Origin of the sequence: Candidatus Fukatsuia symbiotica, assembly GCF_003122425.1 — a bacterium.
Classification (GTDB): domain Bacteria; phylum Pseudomonadota; class Gammaproteobacteria; order Enterobacterales; family Enterobacteriaceae; genus Fukatsuia; species Fukatsuia symbiotica.
On sequence record NZ_CP021659.1, the window covers coordinates 2,465,955 to 2,486,402 of the forward strand.

The window sequence follows — 20,448 nt, forward strand, 5'->3', positions numbered from 1 at the left end:
CACTCCTTCATCTTACTTCCTATTGTGGCTGTTGTTTGAATCTGAGTTTGCCCTTGTTGTATTCCGTTACATATTTTGACAAAGTCTTTTCTGCTGTCGTACACCCTAAATTTTTAGCTAATTTTTTGAAGTCGGAGATGTGTGCTTTTCTTGTATTGTTGCTCTCTCTTGTTGAACAATCGGCGAACAATATCCAAAACAGACGGGGATAGGTAACGTAACCTCCCTTCTTAAACTTTTGATACCATGCTATCAAAATATCCATTTTTTTAGATTCATCGTATCCTGACAACTGTGTTTCGGTCTCCGGATCCACTCCTGTGTGCATATACATTGGCAATTTTTCTACAAAAGTACTAGTGGAAAGGGAAAGTAAGCTTTCATCGGTTTTCTGTCGCTTTGGAACTTGATTTTGTTCTAACAACGGTATCTCGGAAGCCATTACTCTTTCGTCGACAGGAACATCACTTTCAACTGGCCACTTTTTTGTCCGAAGTAAGTCTTGAAAATTTACACTTGGGTATTCGTCAGGTGGTAAATCGGGCGGCTCTGACGCTATTCCTCTAACCATTACTACTCCTTGGTGAAAGGATACACCATCGTGTGTGCCTGAAATCATTGTAAGAATGGGATCATATTGTCTTTTGCTAGGAGTAGAGATTGATGCATGGGCACCAGTAAATCGTTGTTGCAAAACTGTTGCATTATCACTATTTCCTGCCCCACTTAAGTGACATAGATCTAATGGAAGTGAATTTGATGCTGATTCTGAACCTGGCATTGTATTCTTCTCTATTATAATCTCAGTTAGGGACAAAATTAAGTAACTATTTGTTTTTAAATGAATTTGATAAAGATGTTGGCTTAATGATTATGAAAAAGTAGGTATTTGAAACTTAAAAATACAATTTTTGGTACGTCTTCTCATTATAGTTTTTTTACACCATGATAATTTCAATTAGTTATACTTATCCCGAATTGAGTTTATTGTAATTTTATAGACGATAAGATTTTATATAATTAAATAAAAAATTAATTGTCTTTATTTATTCGAGGATAATTAAAAGTATTGAAAAATAGTAATCCAACCGAGATGAGTTGATAAAAAATTCTCTTAAATAGCTTATTTACGTTTAGCAATATAGCAGGGGCCGTATAAGTTGACTGTAAAATTTACACTAATGTATTGATATTAAATAATATTTACTGATCAAATCAATCATGTTACATGGCCCCTGCTATATAATCATGACGTATCTGCTTGCAAAAAACGTGGCCCTCTATTTTTTCTTGGCGCCGGAGTCGGGCGGTTTCATCTGCTTTGGGATGACGTCGCGTTTTTTTACAGGTGATGCAACATGGCCTGCAACTTCATTTGCTGATCGGTACACAATGGTTAGTGATTAATGATGCCTTCACGCCGGGCAAAGCTTCTCTTAGCCAAGTGAAATTTTCTTTTCAGCAATATGAAACGGATTTGCAAAAATTGGTTGATTATTGCAGACAAACGAGTACAGAAGAAAACAATAGGATACGCTACCTGGTTCACTAAAATCCTCACACAGGTAAGCCCAGCATTTCATACAGCAAGCCCTCACGTAACCCACCGCCCGCGAGCTGCATACTTGTGACACTCAGTTCTTGAAAAATGGCGATTAGAATCGACAAACCACTGGGAAAAACTAATGCTCGTTCCGGTGTTAGCCCCGTGATCGTTAACTTTTCTAGTTTGCCGCACTCAATCGCTCGTCGCTTCAATTGCTGTAATTTTGCCAAGGTGATCAGCTCACCCATGCCTTGAGCGATCATGATCTCTTGTAAGCTTTGCACAATACCAGAAGCGCCGAGACAAATTTGCCAACCATATTGACGAAAACTTGCAACTACTGGCTTGATTATCTCTCGAGCGCTCTGTCCTGCTTGAACAAAATTTTTCCTGGTCAAAGAATAATCGTTAAAATAACGATCCAGCCAAGTGACACAACCCATGGGTAGACTGACTAAAATATTGGCTTTGGCCCCTTGCCAGCGATAATCTCGGTGCTACCACCACCAATATCAACGACTAAACGTTTTTCCGTTCCACCGGTAGTCTGTGCTACACCATGATAAATGAGTCGTGCTTCTTCCTCACCACTGATCACTTCAACAGGACAATTCAGAATATTGTTAGCCGTTTGTAGAAATTCATCTGCGTTCGAAGCCAACCTCAATGCGGCGGTTGCCACTACACGAATTTGATTGTGTGGAACCGCTTGTAAAGGCGCTGTAAATAATTTTAAACATTGCCAACCACGCTCCATCGCTGCCGATGATAGACGCTGTTGAGCATCTAAACCCGCAGCTAAACGTACTTTTTGCTTGATGCGGGTCAGGATTTGCAGGCTGCCAGCCACCTCACGCACTACCAACAGATGAAAACTGTTGGATCCAAGATCGATGGCAGCATAAAAAGAAGGGGTACTCGACATCATATTATCCGCCTACTCGTTTACGGTTATGGCGTGTTGTACCATTATGACTACGTGTTGCTGAGCGAGATGTCGGGTGACGGCGAGGGTGTCCACCACTACGACTACTATGTTGCAAATGTTTTGCTTGTGGTAAATCGGTTAACAATACATCGCTGTTATACTTGCTTACCGGAATACTATGACCGATATAGGTCTCGATTGCGGGTAAATTCAGTGCGTACTCTTCACAAGCAAGGCTGATTGAATGACCGCTTTCCCCTGCACGTCCGGTACGACCAATGCGGTGAACGTAATCTTCACAATCATCAGGTAGATCATAGTTGAAAACATGAGTCACTAGCGGAATATGCAGCCCCCTAGCTGCGACATCAGTGGCAACCAAAATATCCAGATTGCCTTTGGTAAAATCGTCTAAAATACGCTGACGTTTTTTTTGCACGACGTCACCGGTCAATAACCCCACCCGATGACCATCAGCGGCTAAATGCCCCCAAATATCTTCACAACACTGTTTGGTATTAGAAAAAATAATGCAACGATCTGGCCATTCTTCTTCAATCAGTGTTTGTAGCAGACGCATTTTTTCTTCACTTGAAGGGTAAAATAGCTCTTCCTGAATACGATAACCCGTTTTTTGTAACGGCTCTACTTCAACAGATTCGGCATTGTTCATTTGTTCAAAAGCGAGCTCACGCACGCGGTAAGAAAGGGTTGCGGAAAATAGCATATTCAAGCGTTTTTCTACCGGCGGCATACGCCGGAAAAGCCAACGAATATCCTTGATAAAACCAAGGTCATACATACGATCGGCTTCATCCAATACCATTGCCTGAATAGCACCCAGATTAATGTAGTTCTGTTTGGCATAGTCAATGATACGACCCGTGGTACCAATCAGAATATCGACACCGTCTCCCAATATCTTAAGTTGTTTATCGTAGCCATCGCCTCCGTAAGCTAAACCCAATTTTAGCTTGGTTGTCCTGGATAATGATTCTGCATCAGCGTGGATCTGTACGGCTAATTCACGTGTCGGCACCATAATTAAAGCACGTGGTTGATTAGTTTGTCGCCCTTTTTGCGCGGGCGAGGAAAGCAAACAATGAAAAGTAGACACCAAGAATGCTAGCGTCTTTCCTGTACCGGTTTGCGCCTGACCCGCGACATCTCGACCGGTTAGGGTGAGTGGCAAAGCTAATGCCTGGATAGGCGTGCAATGATGAAATCCTTTGCTCTCAAGAGCCTCTATAACCAGCGGGTGCAGGGCGAAGTCGGAAAACTTCTGTGTAGTCAAATGTGTTTTGCTCATAGTATGGTAGAATATCAGCTAATTATCATTTTACGAAAGCGTATCAGGTGAAATAAAATCAACCTTTTTTCGATTAGTACTATATCGGACAGGTTGATACAATCCTTCGGAGTAAATTATGCGTGATAAAATAAAGCATTTGCAAGGCAGCAACTTTGATGCTGAGGTGCTACAAGCAAATGGTCCAGTGCTAGTGGACTTTTGGGCTGAGTGGTGTTCTCCATGTAAAGCGATTGCTCCGATACTCAATGAAATTGCTGACGAGTATGCAGGTAAACTGACTGTCGCTAAGTTGAATATCGATGGACATATACACGGAGGAGGAAGAGAAATAGCAGTAGAATACAGTGTCCGTAGTATCCCCACATTGTTGCTGTTCAAAGAGGGGAAAATTGTGGCGACCCGTGTAGGGGGTTTATCTAAAGATGAACTCAAAAAATTTCTCGACGCTAATCTATAATCTACGTTAGCGCTGTCAAAACGGGTGTTCAACGTAAAACGGAGTTTCTCTCACTGACTGCTAGACGCCTGCAAAGAAGCATGTTAGATTTAACAGAAGCTATGTGTCAGCATGTGCTACAGGCAACACCCGGGTTTGTAGCATCCAAAAAATTCTGTAACGTCAAATTCTATAGTATCGAATGATCAACCTAAGTTTTTATTCTATGTTGAAATAATCTGTTTTGAGAATAGACTGTACTTAATGACGGATAGTGTTGGGAATAGCCTATATGGGAATAAACTGCGTTGAAAGTAGTCATTGCCTTAACCCATTTTTTGACCACTTAATCTTTTTGTAAAATTAGTCTAAACATTTAATTTTGAAGCCGCCGTTTTTGCGCAAATCTGGCATGGTTTATTATTTACGTTATTACCGCCGGTGGTTATGGAATGCTCCATTGAACTGGCCCGGGTGACGTTGCCGTGCCTTTCACAACAATACTTCGAGACATACCCCGAGTTAAAAGAACCCACCATTATGAATCTTACCGAATTAAAGAATAAGTCAGTCCCTGAATTAGTAAAACTTGGCGAAGAAGAGATGAAGCTGGAAAGTCTCGCTCGCATGCGTAAACAAGACATTATCTTCGCTATTCTTAAGCAACACGCAAAAAGTGGAGCCGATATCTTTGGTGATGGCGTATTGGAGATATTACCGGATGGATTTGGTTTTCTCCGCTCTGCAGACAGTTCCTACCTTGCCGGTCCCGACGATATTTATGTTTCTCCCAGCCAGATTCGTCGTTTCAACCTGCGTACTGGCGACACGATTTCTGGTAAAATCCGTCCACCGAAAGAAGGTGAACGTTATTTTGCCCTATTGAAAGTGAGTGAAGTTAACTACGATAAACCAGAAAACTCCCGTAATAAAATTTTGTTTGAAAATCTGACACCTTTACATGCTAACTCACGTTTACGTATGGAGCGTGGTAATGGTTCAACAGAAGATATAACCGCCCGTGTATTGGATCTGGCTACTCCCATTGGTCTTGGTCAACGTGGTTTGATCGTTGCAGCACCAAAAGCGGGTAAAACAGTTTTGTTGCAAAATATTGCCTCCAGCATTGCCTATAATTATCCAGACGCTGTTTTGATGGTACTACTGATTGATGAGCGTCCAGAAGAAGTGACAGACATGCAACGTTCAGTTAAAGGTGAAGTGATTGCTTCTACTTTTGATGAACCCGCATCCCGTCATGTGCAAGTAGCTGAAATGGTCATTGATAAAGCCAAACGTCTGGTTGAACATAAAAAGGATGTTATCATCCTGCTCGATTCAATTACTCGTTTGGCTCGTGCCTACAACACGGTAGTGCCAGCTTCAGGGAAAGTTTTAACCGGTGGTGTCGATGCTAACGCTTTACAGCGACCTAAACGTTTTTTTGGTGCCGCCCGTAACGTTGAGGAAGGAGGCAGCCTGACCATCCTGGCCACTGCGCTGGTCGATACCGGTTCTAAAATGGATGAAGTTATCTTTGAAGAATTTAAAGGTACTGGTAACTGTGAAATGTGTTTATCGCGTGAAATTGCTGACAAACGCATTTTCCCGGCAATTGAGTTCAATCGTTCTGGTACACGTAAAGAAGAACTACTCACGACTCCTGACGAGTCACAAAAAATGTTTATTTTACGTAAAGTGCTCCATCCAATGGGGAAAGTTGAAGCTATGGAGTACCTCCTAGGCAAATTGGTACAGTGTAAAACTAACGATGAATTCTTCGAAATGATGAAAAAACATTCACGTTAATAACTTCGTCAATAGTCAAGACACCACTTAGAGCCTGTTCCAAATCTTCTTGAGCGACAGTTCAGACGAGGAAAAAACGAGCAAAAAAGCGCAGTTTACCCTTTGTATACAGCAAAAGGGAGTAAATGAGCATTTTGAGCTCGTTTTTGACGAAATATCAGCGAGCACAAAAGATTTCGAACTGGCTCTTAAACACGAGGCCTCTTGCAAAATCGTAACCGGTGGTGTGAAATTACAATAGACTTCTTGCAAAACCGTCGTTCGTTATGTGAAGTCAAAACACTTGAAGCGCAGTAACTGCACAGTGCACGCGAATACATAAGGGATTGTAAGCGCCAGGTAACGCAAAATTTGCAGCACGTAGTTTTGTGGCACATAGTAGGTTTTGCAAAAAGTCTCATGTATGAAGCTAGACCCGCGCAACACAGTAGGTTTCTCAAGAGGTCTGCCAAGGCTCTTTCGACACCGTAGCGAGTGAGGTTCATTTTTTCCAAGCGCTGTTAAACGAGATTTTTACTCACAATGAGTATAGAAATTCTAATCATCTTCCTGTTTTCTCTAGCCTTTTTGTTTTTCGCACGCATAGTGGCAAAAAAGGTTGGTTTGGTCGATAAACCTAATCATCGTAAATGTCATCAGGGTCTGATCCCTTTGGTTGGTGGTATCTCGGTTTATGCGAGTATTTGTTTTGCTTTTCTAAACAGTAGCCAGAATATTCCTCATTTCAGGCTCTATTTAGCCTGTGCGGGCGTGTTGGTGCTAATAGGTGCACTGGATGACAGGTTTGATATCAGTATCAAGATCCGCGCCTTAGTACAAGCATTGGTGGGCATTGTGATGATGGTTTACGCCGGGCTGTATCTATGCAGTTTTGGTCATGTGTTCGGTTCCTGGGAATTAGGATTAGGCCCCTTTGCTTACGTGATCACACTACTTTCCGTTTGGGCATCAATCAATGCTTTCAATATGGTTGATGGGATAGATGGCCTATTAGGTGGACTATCCTGTGTTTCCTTTGGCGCACTCGGCATATTGTTATATCAAAAAAACCACTTTGAAGTCGCTTTATGGTGTTTTGCGATGATTGCCGCCATTATGCCCTATATTTTGTTAAACCTCGGTTTATTAGGACATCGCTATAAAGTTTTTATGGGTGATGCAGGCAGCACACTGATCGGTTTTACCGCAATGTGGCTATTGTTACAAACTACACAGGGTGTTTCACATCCGATCAAACCGGTCACCGCATTATGGATTATTGCTATTCCTCTGATGGATATGATCGCCATTATGTACCGTCGTTTACGCAAAGGCATGAACCCGTTTTTACCTGATCGTCAACACATCCACCATCTGATCATGCGGGCGGGTTTCACGTCGAGACAAGCTTTTGTGTTAATTACGTTGGCTGCTGTATTGCTTGCTGCCGTAGGTATGATGGGTGAATATCTGACTTTTGTGCCAGAATGGATAATGTTGTTATTATTTTTTCTGGTATTTTTTATATATGGCTACTGTATTAAACGAGCTTGGCGCGTGGCACGTTTCATCAAACGCGTAAAACGTCGGATACGGGGAGCGACTAAACATATATCTTAACCAGGGGTTTAGTGATGAAGGTAGAAGCTATGTCTACATCTACAAAAGCGGCGTCCACAAAAACAATGTCCGTAGAAAAAAATGTGACAAACAATGGGTTGCTCGTTGATAACGAATTGGATATTCATGGTCTTTGCCGTAGTCTATGGTGTGGCAAACTATGGATTATGGGGATGGTCATTTTGTTTGCCCTTATTGCTTTGGCAGTTTCCTATTTAATGAAGCCGCGGTGGATCGCAGTGGCGATCACAGATAAGCCCACTGTCAATAGTTTGGCTGGATATTATTCACAGCAGCAACTTTTACGCAATTTGGATATGCATATCTCTGGCTCTACCCCCAGTAATGAGCGGCCGAGTATTCCTGATGAAGCATATAATGAATTTACTACCCAATTAGCGGCCTATGATACGCGCCGCGATTTCTGGCGCCAAAGTGATTACTACAAGCAACGTCAACAAGATGATACTCAAACTGACGCACGATTACTTGACGAATTAGTCAACGATATTTCGGTCTCAGTACGTGATAATAAAAAAATGCTCAACGACAGTGTGAAACTGATCGCCGAAACTGCAGCAGAAGCGAATACTTTATTACGTCAATATGTCAATTTTGCCAACAAGCGAGCAACCAGCCACTTGAATGATGAGATCCAGGGAGCTTGGGCGGCTCGAACGCAAGCAATCAAAGCGCAAATTAAACAACAAGAGGCGGTCACACATGCTGTTTATACACGTGAGCTAAATAGAGTACAGCAAGCTTTGAAAATCGCCAGTCAGCAAAAGATAAACCGTAATCAGACGGACGTTTCAACCGAACAACTGCCTAACTCCGAATTGTTTCTACTCGGTAGGCCAATACTACAAGCGCGTTTGGAGATGCTAGAAGCATCCGGTGAAAATTTTGGTCCTGATTACGACCAAAACCGGGCGCTTCTAGCAACATTAAATGTAAAACCGACTCTAGATGCAAAATTCCAGACCTACCGTTATCTACAAACACCGGAAGAACCTGTTACCCGTAGCAGCCCAAGGCGTGCTTTTCTGATGATAATGTGGGGTGCCATTGGCGGATTAATCGGCGCAGGTATCGTTTTGTCACGTCGTATTAGTATGTTACAGGCTTCGTCTGTCGTTTACTGACCTTAAGAGATTCACGCGTGAAAGTGTTGACTGTTTTTGGTACCAGACCTGAGGCCATCAAGATGGCACCCCTGGTTCGCGCTTTGACTGCAGATACATTCTTCAATGTAAGGGTGTGTGTCACTGCACAGCATCGAGAGATGTTAGATCAAGTGCTCACACTCTTTGAGATCCAACCAGACTATGATCTCAACATTATGAAGCCAAGTCAGGGATTGACAGAAATTACTTGTCTTATTCTGGCGGGTTTAAAACCGATTCTGGAGGAATTTAAACCTGATGTTATCCTGGTTCATGGTGACACCACCACGACCTTTGCTACCAGTTTGGCTGCATTCTATCAGCGTATTCCTGTTGGACATGTTGAGGCCGGTTTGCGCACCGGAAATGTTTATTCTCCTTGGCCAGAAGAGGCTAACCGTCAATTGACTGGACGACTGGCGATGTACCATTTTGCACCGACAGCCAATGCACGGCAAAACCTACTACGGGAATCCCTGCCTGAAAACCGTATTTTTGTTACTGGTAATACGGTGATTGATGCTCTGTTTTGGGCACGTGATCGTGCCACGGAAAACGATGAATTACTCAAACAATATGCCTTCCTCGATGACGAAAAAAAGATGATTCTGGTTACAGGACATCGGCGGGAAAATTTTGGTGGGGGTTTTGAACGGGTATGCAGTGCGTTGGCGATGATTTCCAGGTCACATCCCAAAGTACAACTGGTGTACCCTGTTCATTTAAATCCGAACGTCAGTGAACCCGCCAAGCGTATTTTAAACGGCATTGAAAACATTTTTTTGATAGAACCACAAGATTACCTACCCTTTGTTTACCTGATGAACAGATCCTACCTCATTTTAACTGATTCGGGGGGATCCAGGAAGAAGCACCTTCATTAGGTAAACCTGTATTGGTCATGCGAGATACGACTGAACGTCCAGAAGCGGTGGACTATGGTACTGTCAGATTGGTCGGTACCCGCATCGATAAGATCGTTGAGGGTGTGAGCCGTCTGCTGACTGATAAAAATGAATATAATAAAATGAGCCAGGCACATAATCCTTACGGTGACGGAAAAGCCTGCCAATACATCCTTGCTACGTTAAAAGATCAGTGGGTCATATTATGAGTTCTACAACAATACATTTTGCAAAAGAAGAGGCTGCAACGACGAATTTTGCAACAATTTCGGTGATCGGCTTAGGATATATCGGCTTACCCACTGCGGCTATTTTTGCTTCTCACAAAGTGAAGGTGATCGGTGTTGACGTTAATGCAGATACTGTTGCTACCATTAATCGTGGAGAAATTCATATTGTAGAGCCGGATTTAGGTAATGCAGTGAAAAACGCGGTTGCCAAGGATTTTCTACAAGCGGTAAATCAGCCTTTAGCTTCTGATGCATTTTTGATCACTGTACCAACACCGTTGCAAGATGATCACCAACCAGACATGTCTTTTGTTGAATCCGCCGCAAAATCCATTGCACCGGTATTGCAGAAAGGTAATCTGGTTATTTTAGAATCCACTTCACCAGTGGGTGCTACCGAGAAAATGGCTCAATGGCTTGCACAAGCACGCCCTGATCTTAGTTTTCCTCAGCAAATGGATGAAAAAGCAGATATTAATATTGCTTATTGTCCCGAACGTGTTTTACCGGGACGAGTGATGGTCGAGCTGATTCAAAATGATCGTGTGATTGGAGGTATGAGCGCCACCTGTTCTGCGCGTGCCTGCGAGTTATATCAAATCTTTCTACAAAGTGAATGTGTAGTGACACAATGCCGTACTGCTGAGATGTGCAAACTCACCGAGAATAGTTTTCGCGATGTTAATATCGCCTTTGCTAATGAATTATCATTGATTTGTGATGAACAAGCTATCGACGTATGGGAATTGATCAATCTGGCGAATCGTCATCCACGGGTAAATATTTTACAGCCGGGGCCGGGTGTGGGGGGCACTGTATTGCTGTTGACCCCTGGTTTATCGTAGCGCAAAATCCGCAGCTAGCGCATTTAATTCACACCGCGCGTTTAGTGAACGACGCTAAACCGCAGTGGATAATTGATCGGGTCAAGGCTGCTGTCGCTGATTGTATCAAAACCACCAATAAACGTGCCGCTGAAGTGAAAATCGCCTGCTTTGGCTTGGCATTCAAACCCGATATTGACGATTTGCGTGAAAGTCCAGCGCTGGCAATCGCGAGTCTGGTTGCCGAATGGCATGCAGGGGAAACCTGGGCAGTCGAACCTAATATAGAGCAATTACCACCATCACAAACAAGTCAGATGAAGCTTACAGATACAGATAGCGCATTACAAATCGCCGATATTTTGTTGATGTTAGTCGATCACCACGAGTTTAAAGCAATCAAGGCGGAAGATATCAAACAGTCCTGGATTATTGATAGCAAAGGGGTATGGCGGTGAGATGTATTTTAGTCACCGGTGGGGCAGGTTTTATCGGCTCGGCTGTAGTGAGACATATTATTAATGACACGACAGATACGGTGGTCGTGGTAGATAAAATCACTTACGCAGGTAATCTTGCGTCTCTCGATAAAGTAAAAAACAGTGATCGTTATGCTTTTCAACAAGTGGATATTTGTGACCGGAATAAACTGGATCAGATATTTACGCATTATCAGCCCAATGTGGTGATGCACCTGGCAGCGGAAAGCCATGTTGATCGTTCGATTAATCGGCCAGCCGCATTTATTGAAACTAACGTGGTAGGAACTTATACCTTGTTAGAAGCCGCGCGCCATTACTTTAGCGGAGTCTCCGTTGATATAAAATCAACCTTTCGTTTTCATCATATCTCAACAGATGAAGTTTATGGTGATTTGCAAGGCACAAACGATTTATTTACTGAAAGCACCCCTTATGCACCGAGTAGCCCTTATTCTGCTTCAAAAGCTGCCAGTGATCATTTAGTACGCGCATGGTTAAGAACCTACGGTTTGCCCACTCTGATCACTAACTGTTCTAATAATTATGGTCCCTACCATTTTCCAGAGAAATTGATCCCACTGATGATCCTCAATGCCTTGGCCGGCAAACCGCTGCCGGTGTATGGTCAGGGTGATCAAATACGCGACTGGTTATTTGTTGAAGATCATGCGCGTGCACTATATCAAGTAGCGATACGAGGTGTTGTTGGCGAAACCTACAATATTGGTGGGCATAACGAGCGTAAAAATAGGGAAGTGGTTGAAACTATCTGTACGCTGTTAGAAGAACTCACGCCACAGAAACCGGTAGGCGTTAAACAATATCGTGATTTGATAACCCATGTTACCGATCGCCCGGGTCATGATAAGCGTTATGCCATTGATGCGGGAAAAATTGAACGTGAGCTGGGCTGGCGTCCACAGGAAACATTCGACAGTGGTCTGCGTAAAACCGTCAATTGGTATTTAAAAAACGAATCTTGGTGGCGTCCTCTTCAGGACAATTCCTCTTCGAGTGGTTTGATTTAGGAGTGTATATGAAAGGCATTATTCTGGCAGGTGGCTCGGGGATGCGGTTACATCCCATTACCCGCGGTGTCTCTAAACAACTGCTACCAGTCTATGATAAGCCGATGATTTATTACCCATTATCAGTGTTGATGTTGGCGGGGATACGCGATATTTTGCTTATTTCGACAGCAGAAGATCTCCCTTCTTTTAAGCGTTTGTTAGGCGACGGGGCTGCATTTGGCATTCATCTGAGTTATGCAATCCAGCCTCGCCCGGATGGATTAGCACAAGCCTTTTTGATTGGCGAAGAATTTATCAACAATGAAAACTGTTGTCTGGTCTTGGGTGATAATATTTTTTTCGGTCAAGGTTTTAAAACAAAACTAGAGATAGCGGTTGCTAATCAGAAGGGAGCGACCGTATTCGGTTATCAGGTGATGGACCCAGAGCGCTTTGGTGTGGTGGAATTTGAAGATAAGCAGACTGATAATTGTTTCCGAGCCTTATCCATTGAAGAAAAACCCAACAAGCCAAAATCGAATTGGGCAGTAACCGGACTGTATTTTTATGATCATCGGGTGGTTGATTTTGCTAAGCAGCTAAAACCTTCAGATCGTGGCGAACTAGAGATCACCTGTATCAATCGCATGTACCTAGAACGTAACGCATTAGCTGTTGAATTGTTAGGCCGTGGTTTCGCGTGGCTGGATACCGGTACCCATGACAGTTTGATCGAGGCAAGCACATTTGTACAAACGATTGAAAAACGTCAAGGTTTTAAAATTGCCTGTCTAGAAGAGATTGCTTGGCACAATAAATGGTTGGATGACGAAGCCATAAAACACACAGCAACATCCTTGGCAAAAACCAGTTACGGTAAATATCTGTTGGATCTGTTAAATGTGCGTCCACGCCAATATTGAACCCCTTCTCTGGGAAAGTGAATTTTTCCAGATCAAGAGTGCGAAGCTAAATTTTTCGCCCAGAGCACCATTAGTCAATTCATCTAAAATGAGTGGATATCGCTTAATTCAAGCCAAAATTCCCACCGATCGTGTCGATTTGTCGGACGCTTTGTATTCACTCGGCTTTCAATGGGTCACAGGAGAAGTTGATTTGGTGCTGACGATCAATATGGAAAATCAGCTAACAACAAGTCGCTTGGCAACAGTCGATGATATTCCGCGGTTACGCCAAGTGGCGGCAGAAGCCTTTGCAGCGAGTCGTTTTCGTGCACCCTGGTATCATCCACAAGACAGCGGGCGTCTATACGCTCTTTGGGTTGAGAAAGCGGTACAGGGCACCTTTGATGATCAATGTTTATTACTCGACGATGCTCAAGGTCAGCCAGCAGGTTTTGTTACCTTACGTGATTTAAAAAATGGTGCTGCCCGTATCGGTTTATTAGCGCTATTTCCTAAAATGGCAGGTAAAGGTATCGGCATGCAACTGATGTTAGCAGCAAAAAAATGGTGCCAGCAGCGGAGCTTACGTCGGTTACATGTTGCCACACAAATAAATAATATTGCCGCTTTGCGTCTTTATATCCGCAGTGGTGCCTTAATTGAAAATACCGCGTATTGGTTATACAAAGGACAAAAATGATTCCATTTAACTCACCCCCTGTCGTCGGCGGCGAATTGGCTTATATGCAGGAAGCGATCACTAGCGGCAAACTCAGCGGTGATGGTGGATTTACTCAGCGCTGCCAAAAATGGATGGAACAGCACTTTGATTGCCCGAAAGTGTTGCTCACCCCCTCTTGTACTGCGTCGCTAGAAATGGCGGCGTTGTTACTCAATATTAGGCCCGGTGACGAAGTGATCATGCCGAGCTTTACTTTTGTCTCTACCGCTAATGCATTTGTACTACGTGGTGCAGAAATACGGTTTGTTGATATCCGACCAGATACCATGAACATTGATGAAAGCAAAATTGAGGCGGCAATCACGGATAAAACTCGCGTTATTGTTCCTGTGCATTACGCAGGGGTGGCTTGCGAAATGGATGCCATTATGGCGCTGGCAAAAAAATATCGCTTATTTGTCGTCGAAGATGCCGCTCAAGGCGTCATGTCGACATACAAGGGCAAAGCGTTAGGAAGTATCGGCGATATTGGCTGTTTTAGCTTTCATGAAACCAAAAATTACAGCGCGGGGGGTGAAGGGGGCGCGATCTTGCTGAACGATGCTACATTGATCGAACGCGCTGAAATTATCCGCGAAAAAGGCACTAATCGTAGCCAATTCTTCCGTGGTCAGGTGGATAAATACACTTGGCGTGATATTGGTTCCAGTTACCTGATGTCAGATATACAGGCCGCCTATCTGTGGGGTCAGCTAGAACATGCAGAACAAATTAACCAGCGCCGTCTAGTATTGTGGAACTGCTATTATCAAAGTTTAACGCCACTGGGGGACAGTAAACGAATTGAACTGCCCACGATCCCTGCTGATCTCATACATAATGCCCACATGTTTTATATTAAATTGCGTGATATAGATGATCGTGACGCCTTCATTAACCATATGAAAAATTCGGATATTTTGACAGTATTCCACTATATTCCATTGCATACTTGCTCTATGGGTGAAAAGTTTGGGCGTTTTTCGGGTGAAGATCGCTTTACTCGATCACAAAGTGAACGTCTAGTGCGTCTACCCCTGTTTTACAACCTGACTGATGCCGATCAGCAAAAGGTCATCAATGCCACGCTAAGTTTTTTTTCCTGATATGTCGCTGGCAAAAGCATCGATCTGGACGACGGGTTCTACGCTAATAAAAATTGGTGTCGGGCTGGTCGTGATTAAGTTGCTCGCGGTCACTTTTGGCCCTAGTGGCGTGGGTCAGGCAGGGAATTTTCGCCAATTAATCACAGTATTAGCTGTGTTGTCTGGTGCCGGTATTTTTAACGGTGTTACCAAATATGTTGCTGAATATTCTCGACAACCTGAAAAGTTACGGACGCTGCTAGGAACGTCATCAACTCTGGTATTCGGATTTTCTACTCTACTAGCGCTGATTTTTCTGTTAGCGGCCAAACCGATCAGTATCGCGTTATTTGGATCCGCTGATTATCAAAATGTGGTGCGCGCACTCGCTTTTATCCAAATGGGTATCGCCTACGCTAATTTATTTTTGGCAATTTTGAAAGGCTATCGTGATGCTGCCGGTAACGCCTTAGCCGTTATCACCGGTAGCCTGATAGGCGTAGCAGTCTATTATTTTGCTTTCCGGCTGGGTGGTTACTCAGGAGCACTACTGGGCTTGGCTCTCGTACCTGCATTGGTGATGATCCCGGCATTTTTGTTATTGGGTCGCCGTAAAGCGATCCCATTCCACTATTTGAAATTAGGTTGGGATAAAAAACGGGTTAGCCAGCTAGGTAAATTCACCATCATGGCGTTGATCACTTCAGCAACCCTACCGCTAGCGTACGTAATGATGCGCAATCTGCTGGCTAACGACTACAGCTGGCAGGCTGTGGGGATTTGGCAAGGGGTAAGTAGTATCTCGGATGCTTATCTACAATTTATCACCGCATCCTTTACCGTATATTTGCTGCCTACTTTGTCACGATTGCAAGATAAAGACGATATCGCTCGTGAGATCCTGCGTTCATTGAAATTTGTACTACCGACGGTAGCAACTATCAGTCTGTTGGTTTGGCTGTTGCGTGATTTTGCCATCTGGTTATTGTTCTCCAACCATTTCGCCGCCATGCGTGATCTCTTTGCCTGGCAGCTGGTGGGAGATGTATTGAAAGTGGGATCTTATGTTTTTGGTTATCTGGTGATTGCAAAAGCATCATTACGTTTCTATTTATTAACTGAAATAAGCCAATTCTTACTGCTAACAGGTTTTACGCATTGGTTAATTCCTCTGCATGGTGCTCTTGGCGCGGCACAGGCCTATATGGCAACGTATATCGTTTATTTTGCCCTGTGTAGCGGTGCATTTTTCATTTATTGTCGACGAACATAATATAGATAAGCATGAAGGCCCTTATTCACGTATTGGGATCGGACATCCCACATCATAATCTGACGGTATTGCGTTTCTTTAATGATGTACTAGTGCCTCTCTTAGCTGAACAAAAGCAGCAAGGGCAGTATTTTATGGTCGTAACACAAGATGTAGCACCTTTTAATGCATTTACCAAACTGACCATTGAAACATACTGCGATAAAAAAACGCTCGCCAAAGCAGTGATTACACAAGCTCAGAAGAATCGGAACAAACACTTTTTCTGGCATGGACAATTCAATGTCATGTTATGGCTGGCACTGTTGTGCGGGAAAATTAAATCAGCGCAAGTATATTGGCATGTGTGGGGAGCTGATTTATATGAAGTCACCCCTCATTGGAAATTTCGTCTGTTTTATCTGCTACGGCGTATAGCACAAGGCAAAGTCGGGCATGTTTTTGCGACCCGTGGTGATTTACTTTATTTTCAGCAACGTCATCCACAGGTAGCGACGTCCTTACTCTATTTTCCAACCCGTATGGATCCTGCACTCACTACTAACAGCAAAAAGATAGAGGGTGGGGAAAGAAATAATTTGGCAAAACCGTCAACCTGTCACATGACTATTCTCGTCGGTAACTCCGGTGATGTGACTAACCGCCATATTGAAGCCCTTAAAGCCATTTATCAGCAATTTGGCTCTGATGTTATGGTGATCTTGCCGATGGGTTATCCACAGAATAATGACACTTATATAGAGCGAGTCAGAAGAGAGGGGCTGACTCTATTTGCGCCGGAAAGGCTACGTATACTGACACAACAGATGGCATTTGATGATTATTTAACTATTTTGCGTCAATGCGATCTGGGCTATTTTATTTTCCAACGACAACAAGGTATCGGCACCCTCTGTTTATTAACTCAATTAGCTGTGCCTTGTGTCCTTAGCCGCCATAATCCATTCTGGCAGGATTTAGCTGAACAATATATCCCCTTTTTCTTCTACGGTGATACTCTCGATGAACAGCTCCTGCGTAAGGCACAATACCAGCTTGCTGAGTTGGATAAACAATCGATCACTTTTTTCAATCCCAACTATATTGATGGTTGGCGACAAGCACTGATGACAATAAACGCCAATAACATAAGTATTAATAACGACAGGAAAAGATAAATGACCCTAGAACAATTCAGCGGTTTGTTAGGCGTTTATTTGATCGCGGTAAGCTTTATCTTCATCTTGACCTATCAAGAATTCAGACGCGTACGCTTTAACTTTAATGTGCTCTTTTCCATGCTGTATTTACTGACTTTTTATTTCGGTTTCCCTCTGACTTGCCTATTGGTATTTCAATTTAATGTTGTTGTCTCACCGGCGGAGTACCTGCTCTATGCACTACTAACGGCAACTTCTTTTTACGCCATTTACTATATAACTTATAAAACACTTTTGCGTCAGCCACTTACTCAGCAGCACCAACCACTTTTCACCATAAATCGAGTGGAAGCCAATCTAACCTGGATATTGTTGGCATTAGTGGCAATCGTGACCCTTGGCGTATTTTTCCTGCAAAATGGTTTTCTATTATTCAAACTCAATTCTTATAGCCAAATTTTTTCCCGCGATGTTTCTGTCGTCGCCTTAAAACGTTTTTTTTATTTTTTTATCCCAGCAATGCTAGTGGTGTATTTTCTCAAACAGAGTAAGCGTGCTTGGATATTTTTTCTGGCTAGCACACTGACGTTTGGTATGCTGACTTACATTATCGTTGGCGGTACGCGTGCAAATATTATTATTGCTTTTGCATTGTTTCTGTTTATGGGTATTGCCCGTGGCTGGATAACCTTATCAATGTTATTTATGGCCGCGGTATTCGGCGTTGTGAGTATGTTCTGGCTAGCATTAAAACGTTATAACCTTGATGTTAATGGTACGGAAGCCTTCTACACTTTTCTCTATTTAACACGTGATACCTTCTCACCGTGGGAGAATCTGGCGTTATTATTGCAAAACTATGACAAAATAGATTTTCAGGGATTAGCCCCGATCATTCGTGATTTTTACGTCTTTATTCCTGGTTTTCTGTGGCCTGATCGCCCTCATTTCGTCCTTAACACGGCGAATTATTTCACCCAGGATTTATTGGATAACCATTCGGGTCTCGCTATTTCTCCAACGTTATTAGGCTCATTGCTTGTCATGGGTGGAGTACTCTTTATTCCTCTTGGTGCCGTGGCGGTAGGACTGATTATTAAATGGTTTGATTGGTTATACCAACAAGGTCTTACTGAAACGAACCGTTATAAAGCGGCGATTCTACAAAGTTTCTGCTTTGGCGCAATTTTCAATATGATCGTATTAGCACGTGAAGGACTGGACTCGTTTATATCACGTGTCGTGTTTTTCACTATCATTTTTTTTACCTGCCTACTACTGGCAAAACTACTGTATTGGTTATTCAATACGGGTGGTTTGATTAAACAACGGATAAGATATACAGATTAATCATTAGACTTCTTGCAAAACCGTAGCGGGTGTAGTGTGAAGTCAAGGCACCTGGAGCACAGCAACCGCTGTGTACATGCGAGTACGTGAGGATTGCGAGCACCACGTAACGCAGAATCCACAGCACTAGTAGGTTTTGCAAAAAGCCTATTCACCTCGGATCTGTATTCTTTATAAGGATAAAATAATGGGTTCCAATATGCTTATCCCCAAATATGATGTACGTGGCTTCAAGATTTTTGGCTTTCGTGATAGGGATCAAACGATTAATTATCTATTCGATAACAATCAGGTTAAAACCGGAACACTGGTGGCAATGAATGCAGAAAAGTTATTGACGGCGGAACAAGATACTGAACTGCGTACTTTACTCGATAATGCCGACTATCTCTATGCTGATGGTATTAGTATGGTAAATGCTATCGGTCGTAAATACCCGCAAGCTGAAGTCTCACGCGTGGCAGGAGCCGACCTATGGCCAGCATTAATGCAACGGGCAGGACAACAGAACACACCGGTATTCCTGGTGGGTGGCAAACCAGAGGTTCTCACCCAAACTGAAGAAAAATTACGTATGCAGTGGAACGTCAATATAGTCGGCAGCCAAGACGGTTATTTCACAGCCGAACAACGAGAAACATTACTTACCCGTATTGCTGCCAGTGGGCGGTAATAGTAACAGTGGCGCTGGGATCACCAAAACAGGAAATTTTTATCCGTGATTGCTACCAACTCTATCCTAATGCTTTATATATGGGCGTCGGCGGCACCTATGATGTCTTTACCGGTCGTGCTAAACGCGCGCCAAAGCGTTGGCAAGATCTCGGGCTAGAATGGCTATACCGGCTGTTATCACAACCGAGCCGCATTGGTCGCCAGCTAAAATTGCTTAGATTTGCTTATTATTATTACCGTGGACATTTGTGATCCTTGCTCTGAATAGCACGATATGCTGTAAAATTGGCAATAGAGGCCGTTTTTTCATATTGACTTATAAAAAAATGAATAAAGGGTAAACAAATGAATCATTCCGATTTAAAAAGCACTAGACAGACTGATATTAAAACCGTAGTATCCTCACCCGCAACGGTGCCGAGCGCCCGTAGCTCAGCTGGATAGAGCGCTGCCCTCCGAAGGCAGAGGTCTCAGGTTCGAATCCTGTCGGGCGCACCATTAGTTTTGTGTGCGAGAGCTGCGGAAGCGGAGTCACGACTTAAAAGGCGTTGGCTTTTGTGATGGTGGCTATAGCTCAGTTGGTAGAGCCCTGGATTGTGATTCCAGTTGTCGTGGGTTCGAGCCCCATTAGCCACCCCAAATTTTGTGAGACATGCGATGGTGGCGGAATTGGTAGACGCGCTAGCTTCAGGTGTTAGTGTCCTTACGGACGTGAGGGTTCGATTCCCTCCCTTCGCACCACACGGTCTATATCGTTATTTGTTGACGTTGAAAGAATAAAGTATAGAGTGAAATTGATCTGCATTAATAAATCGGCGAGTAGCGCAGCCTGGTAGCGCAACTGGTTTGGGACCAGTGGGTCGGAGGTTCGAGTCCTCTCTCGCCGACCAAATACATTATCAGCCAGTATTAGCAACTGACTGTAATCCTACAAAAACCCGCATTCCAATTAGGTTTGCGGGTTTTTTATTGCCTGTTATCTTTAAGTATGGCAGGGCTATACTCTGTTTTTTAGGGGCTAGATTTGGGATTCTATCTTTTAGTCCTCAAAAT

General features: G+C 43.3%; 14 protein-coding genes, 4 tRNA genes and 4 pseudogenes. 19 read left to right on the plus strand and 3 right to left on the minus strand.

Translation table 11 applies throughout. The annotated features are described in order from the left end of the window. Positions 1 to 19: 19 nt before the first annotated feature. On the minus strand, positions 20 to 781 hold the full coding sequence (locus tag CCS41_RS11950; RefSeq protein WP_162860070.1) for a hypothetical protein: 762 nt from the start codon (positions 779 to 781) through the stop codon (positions 20 to 22). A gap of 570 nt (positions 782 to 1,351) precedes the next feature. Between CCS41_RS11950 and CCS41_RS11955 the strand changes: the two genes are divergently transcribed. Then, on the plus strand, positions 1,352 to 1,552 hold the full coding sequence (locus CCS41_RS11955; protein ID WP_072550412.1) for a hypothetical protein: 201 nt from the start codon (positions 1,352 to 1,354) through the stop codon (positions 1,550 to 1,552). 8 nt (positions 1,553 to 1,560) lie between these two features. Here the strand turns inward: CCS41_RS11955 and CCS41_RS11960 are convergent. Continuing rightward, positions 1,561 to 2,471, minus strand: a pseudogene (locus CCS41_RS11960) (Ppx/GppA phosphatase family protein); the annotation flags it as partial. A 4-nt stretch (positions 2,472 to 2,475) separates the two neighbouring features. Continuing rightward, positions 2,476 to 3,783 (minus strand): ATP-dependent RNA helicase RhlB, encoded by a 1,308-nt coding sequence (gene rhlB, locus CCS41_RS11965; protein ID WP_072550411.1) that lies wholly within the window; start codon positions 3,781 to 3,783, stop codon positions 2,476 to 2,478. 118 nt (positions 3,784 to 3,901) lie between these two features. On the opposite strand from rhlB, the gene trxA reads away from it, so the two are divergent. From trxA to CCS41_RS12060, 18 genes and pseudogenes are all read left to right on the plus strand, one after another. After that, positions 3,902 to 4,243 carry a thioredoxin TrxA gene (gene trxA, locus CCS41_RS11970; protein ID WP_072550410.1) on the plus strand — a complete coding sequence of 114 codons (342 nt, stop codon included), beginning with the start codon at positions 3,902 to 3,904 and terminating at the stop codon, positions 4,241 to 4,243. Positions 4,244 to 4,762: 519 nt separating this feature from the next. After that, positions 4,763 to 6,031, plus strand: a complete 1,269-nt coding sequence (gene rho / locus CCS41_RS11975) for a transcription termination factor Rho (RefSeq protein ID WP_072550409.1) — start codon at positions 4,763 to 4,765, stop codon at positions 6,029 to 6,031. Between the two features lie 522 nt (positions 6,032 to 6,553). Then, the gene (gene wecA, locus CCS41_RS11985) at positions 6,554 to 7,630 is read left to right on the plus strand and encodes a UDP-N-acetylglucosamine--undecaprenyl-phosphate N-acetylglucosaminephosphotransferase (protein ID WP_072550408.1); all 1,077 of its coding nucleotides are present in this window, start codon (positions 6,554 to 6,556) and stop codon (positions 7,628 to 7,630) included. 65 nt (positions 7,631 to 7,695) lie between these two features. Beyond that, the gene (gene wzzE / locus CCS41_RS11990) at positions 7,696 to 8,775 is read left to right on the plus strand and encodes an ECA polysaccharide chain length modulation protein (RefSeq protein WP_072550432.1); all 1,080 of its coding nucleotides are present in this window, start codon (positions 7,696 to 7,698) and stop codon (positions 8,773 to 8,775) included. A gap of 17 nt (positions 8,776 to 8,792) precedes the next feature. Beyond that, positions 8,793 to 9,910 (plus strand): annotated as a pseudogene (gene wecB / locus CCS41_RS11995) (non-hydrolyzing UDP-N-acetylglucosamine 2-epimerase). Beyond that, positions 9,907 to 11,213 (plus strand): annotated as a pseudogene (gene wecC / locus CCS41_RS12000) (UDP-N-acetyl-D-mannosamine dehydrogenase). The pseudogenes wecB and wecC overlap by 4 nt, the downstream one beginning before the upstream one ends. Further along, positions 11,210 to 12,265, plus strand: coding sequence for a dTDP-glucose 4,6-dehydratase (gene rfbB / locus CCS41_RS12005; protein WP_072550431.1), 1,056 nt, complete (start codon positions 11,210 to 11,212; stop codon positions 12,263 to 12,265). The pseudogene wecC and the gene rfbB overlap by 4 nt, the downstream one beginning before the upstream one ends. A gap of 8 nt (positions 12,266 to 12,273) precedes the next feature. Further along, a complete protein-coding gene (rfbA, locus tag CCS41_RS12010) occupies positions 12,274 to 13,170 on the plus strand; it encodes a glucose-1-phosphate thymidylyltransferase RfbA (protein ID WP_072550405.1) in 897 nt (298 codons plus the stop codon). Then, a complete protein-coding gene (gene rffC, locus CCS41_RS12015) occupies positions 13,148 to 13,852 on the plus strand; it encodes a dTDP-4-amino-4,6-dideoxy-D-galactose acyltransferase (RefSeq protein ID WP_072550404.1) in 705 nt (234 codons plus the stop codon). Before rfbA ends, rffC begins: the two co-directional genes overlap by 23 nt. Further along, the gene (rffA, locus tag CCS41_RS12020; RefSeq protein WP_072550403.1) at positions 13,849 to 14,979 is read left to right on the plus strand and encodes a dTDP-4-amino-4,6-dideoxygalactose transaminase; all 1,131 of its coding nucleotides are present in this window, start codon (positions 13,849 to 13,851) and stop codon (positions 14,977 to 14,979) included. Before rffC ends, rffA begins: the two co-directional genes overlap by 4 nt. 1 nt (position 14,980) lies before the next feature. After that, a complete protein-coding gene (wzxE, locus tag CCS41_RS12025) occupies positions 14,981 to 16,231 on the plus strand; it encodes a lipid III flippase WzxE (protein ID WP_072550402.1) in 1,251 nt (416 codons plus the stop codon). Positions 16,232 to 16,242: 11 nt separating this feature from the next. Beyond that, positions 16,243 to 17,388, plus strand: a complete 1,146-nt coding sequence (locus CCS41_RS12030; RefSeq protein ID WP_072550401.1) for a TDP-N-acetylfucosamine:lipid II N-acetylfucosaminyltransferase — start codon at positions 16,243 to 16,245, stop codon at positions 17,386 to 17,388. Then, the gene (wzyE, locus tag CCS41_RS12035; protein WP_072550400.1) at positions 17,389 to 18,720 is read left to right on the plus strand and encodes an ECA oligosaccharide polymerase; all 1,332 of its coding nucleotides are present in this window, start codon (positions 17,389 to 17,391) and stop codon (positions 18,718 to 18,720) included. Positions 18,721 to 18,907: 187 nt separating this feature from the next. Continuing rightward, a pseudogene (gene wecG, locus CCS41_RS12040) lies at positions 18,908 to 19,647 on the plus strand (lipopolysaccharide N-acetylmannosaminouronosyltransferase). 169 nt (positions 19,648 to 19,816) lie between these two features. Beyond that, positions 19,817 to 19,893, plus strand: a tRNA-Arg gene (locus CCS41_RS12045). 65 nt (positions 19,894 to 19,958) lie between these two features. After that, positions 19,959 to 20,034: transfer RNA gene (locus CCS41_RS12050), tRNA-His, on the plus strand. A gap of 15 nt (positions 20,035 to 20,049) precedes the next feature. Then, positions 20,050 to 20,136 (plus strand) — tRNA-Leu (locus CCS41_RS12055). Positions 20,137 to 20,208: 72 nt separating this feature from the next. Beyond that, positions 20,209 to 20,285 (plus strand) — tRNA-Pro (locus tag CCS41_RS12060). Positions 20,286 to 20,448: the final 163 nt, after the last annotated feature.

Coding starts and splice junctions, on each gene's coding strand:
- trxA (WP_072550410.1), top strand. CDS start 3,902: ATGCGTGATAAAATAAAGCATTTGCAAGGCAGCAACTTTGATGCTGAG.
- CCS41_RS12030 (WP_072550401.1), top strand. CDS start 16,243: ATGAAGGCCCTTATTCACGTATTGGGATCGGACATCCCACATCATAAT.
- rffA (WP_072550403.1), top strand. CDS start 13,849: ATGATTCCATTTAACTCACCCCCTGTCGTCGGCGGCGAATTGGCTTAT.
- wzxE (WP_072550402.1), top strand. CDS start 14,981: ATGTCGCTGGCAAAAGCATCGATCTGGACGACGGGTTCTACGCTAATA.
- wecA (WP_072550408.1), top strand. CDS start 6,554: ATGAGTATAGAAATTCTAATCATCTTCCTGTTTTCTCTAGCCTTTTTG.
- CCS41_RS11950 (WP_162860070.1), bottom strand. CDS start 781: ATGCCAGGTTCAGAATCAGCATCAAATTCACTTCCATTAGATCTATGT.
- rffC (WP_072550404.1), top strand. CDS start 13,148: ATGTGCGTCCACGCCAATATTGAACCCCTTCTCTGGGAAAGTGAATTT.
- wzyE (WP_072550400.1), top strand. CDS start 17,389: ATGACCCTAGAACAATTCAGCGGTTTGTTAGGCGTTTATTTGATCGCG.
- rfbA (WP_072550405.1), top strand. CDS start 12,274: ATGAAAGGCATTATTCTGGCAGGTGGCTCGGGGATGCGGTTACATCCC.
- rhlB (WP_072550411.1), bottom strand. CDS start 3,783: ATGAGCAAAACACATTTGACTACACAGAAGTTTTCCGACTTCGCCCTG.
- CCS41_RS11955 (WP_072550412.1), top strand. CDS start 1,352: ATGCAACATGGCCTGCAACTTCATTTGCTGATCGGTACACAATGGTTA.
- rho (WP_072550409.1), top strand. CDS start 4,763: ATGAATCTTACCGAATTAAAGAATAAGTCAGTCCCTGAATTAGTAAAA.
- wzzE (WP_072550432.1), top strand. CDS start 7,696: ATGTCCGTAGAAAAAAATGTGACAAACAATGGGTTGCTCGTTGATAAC.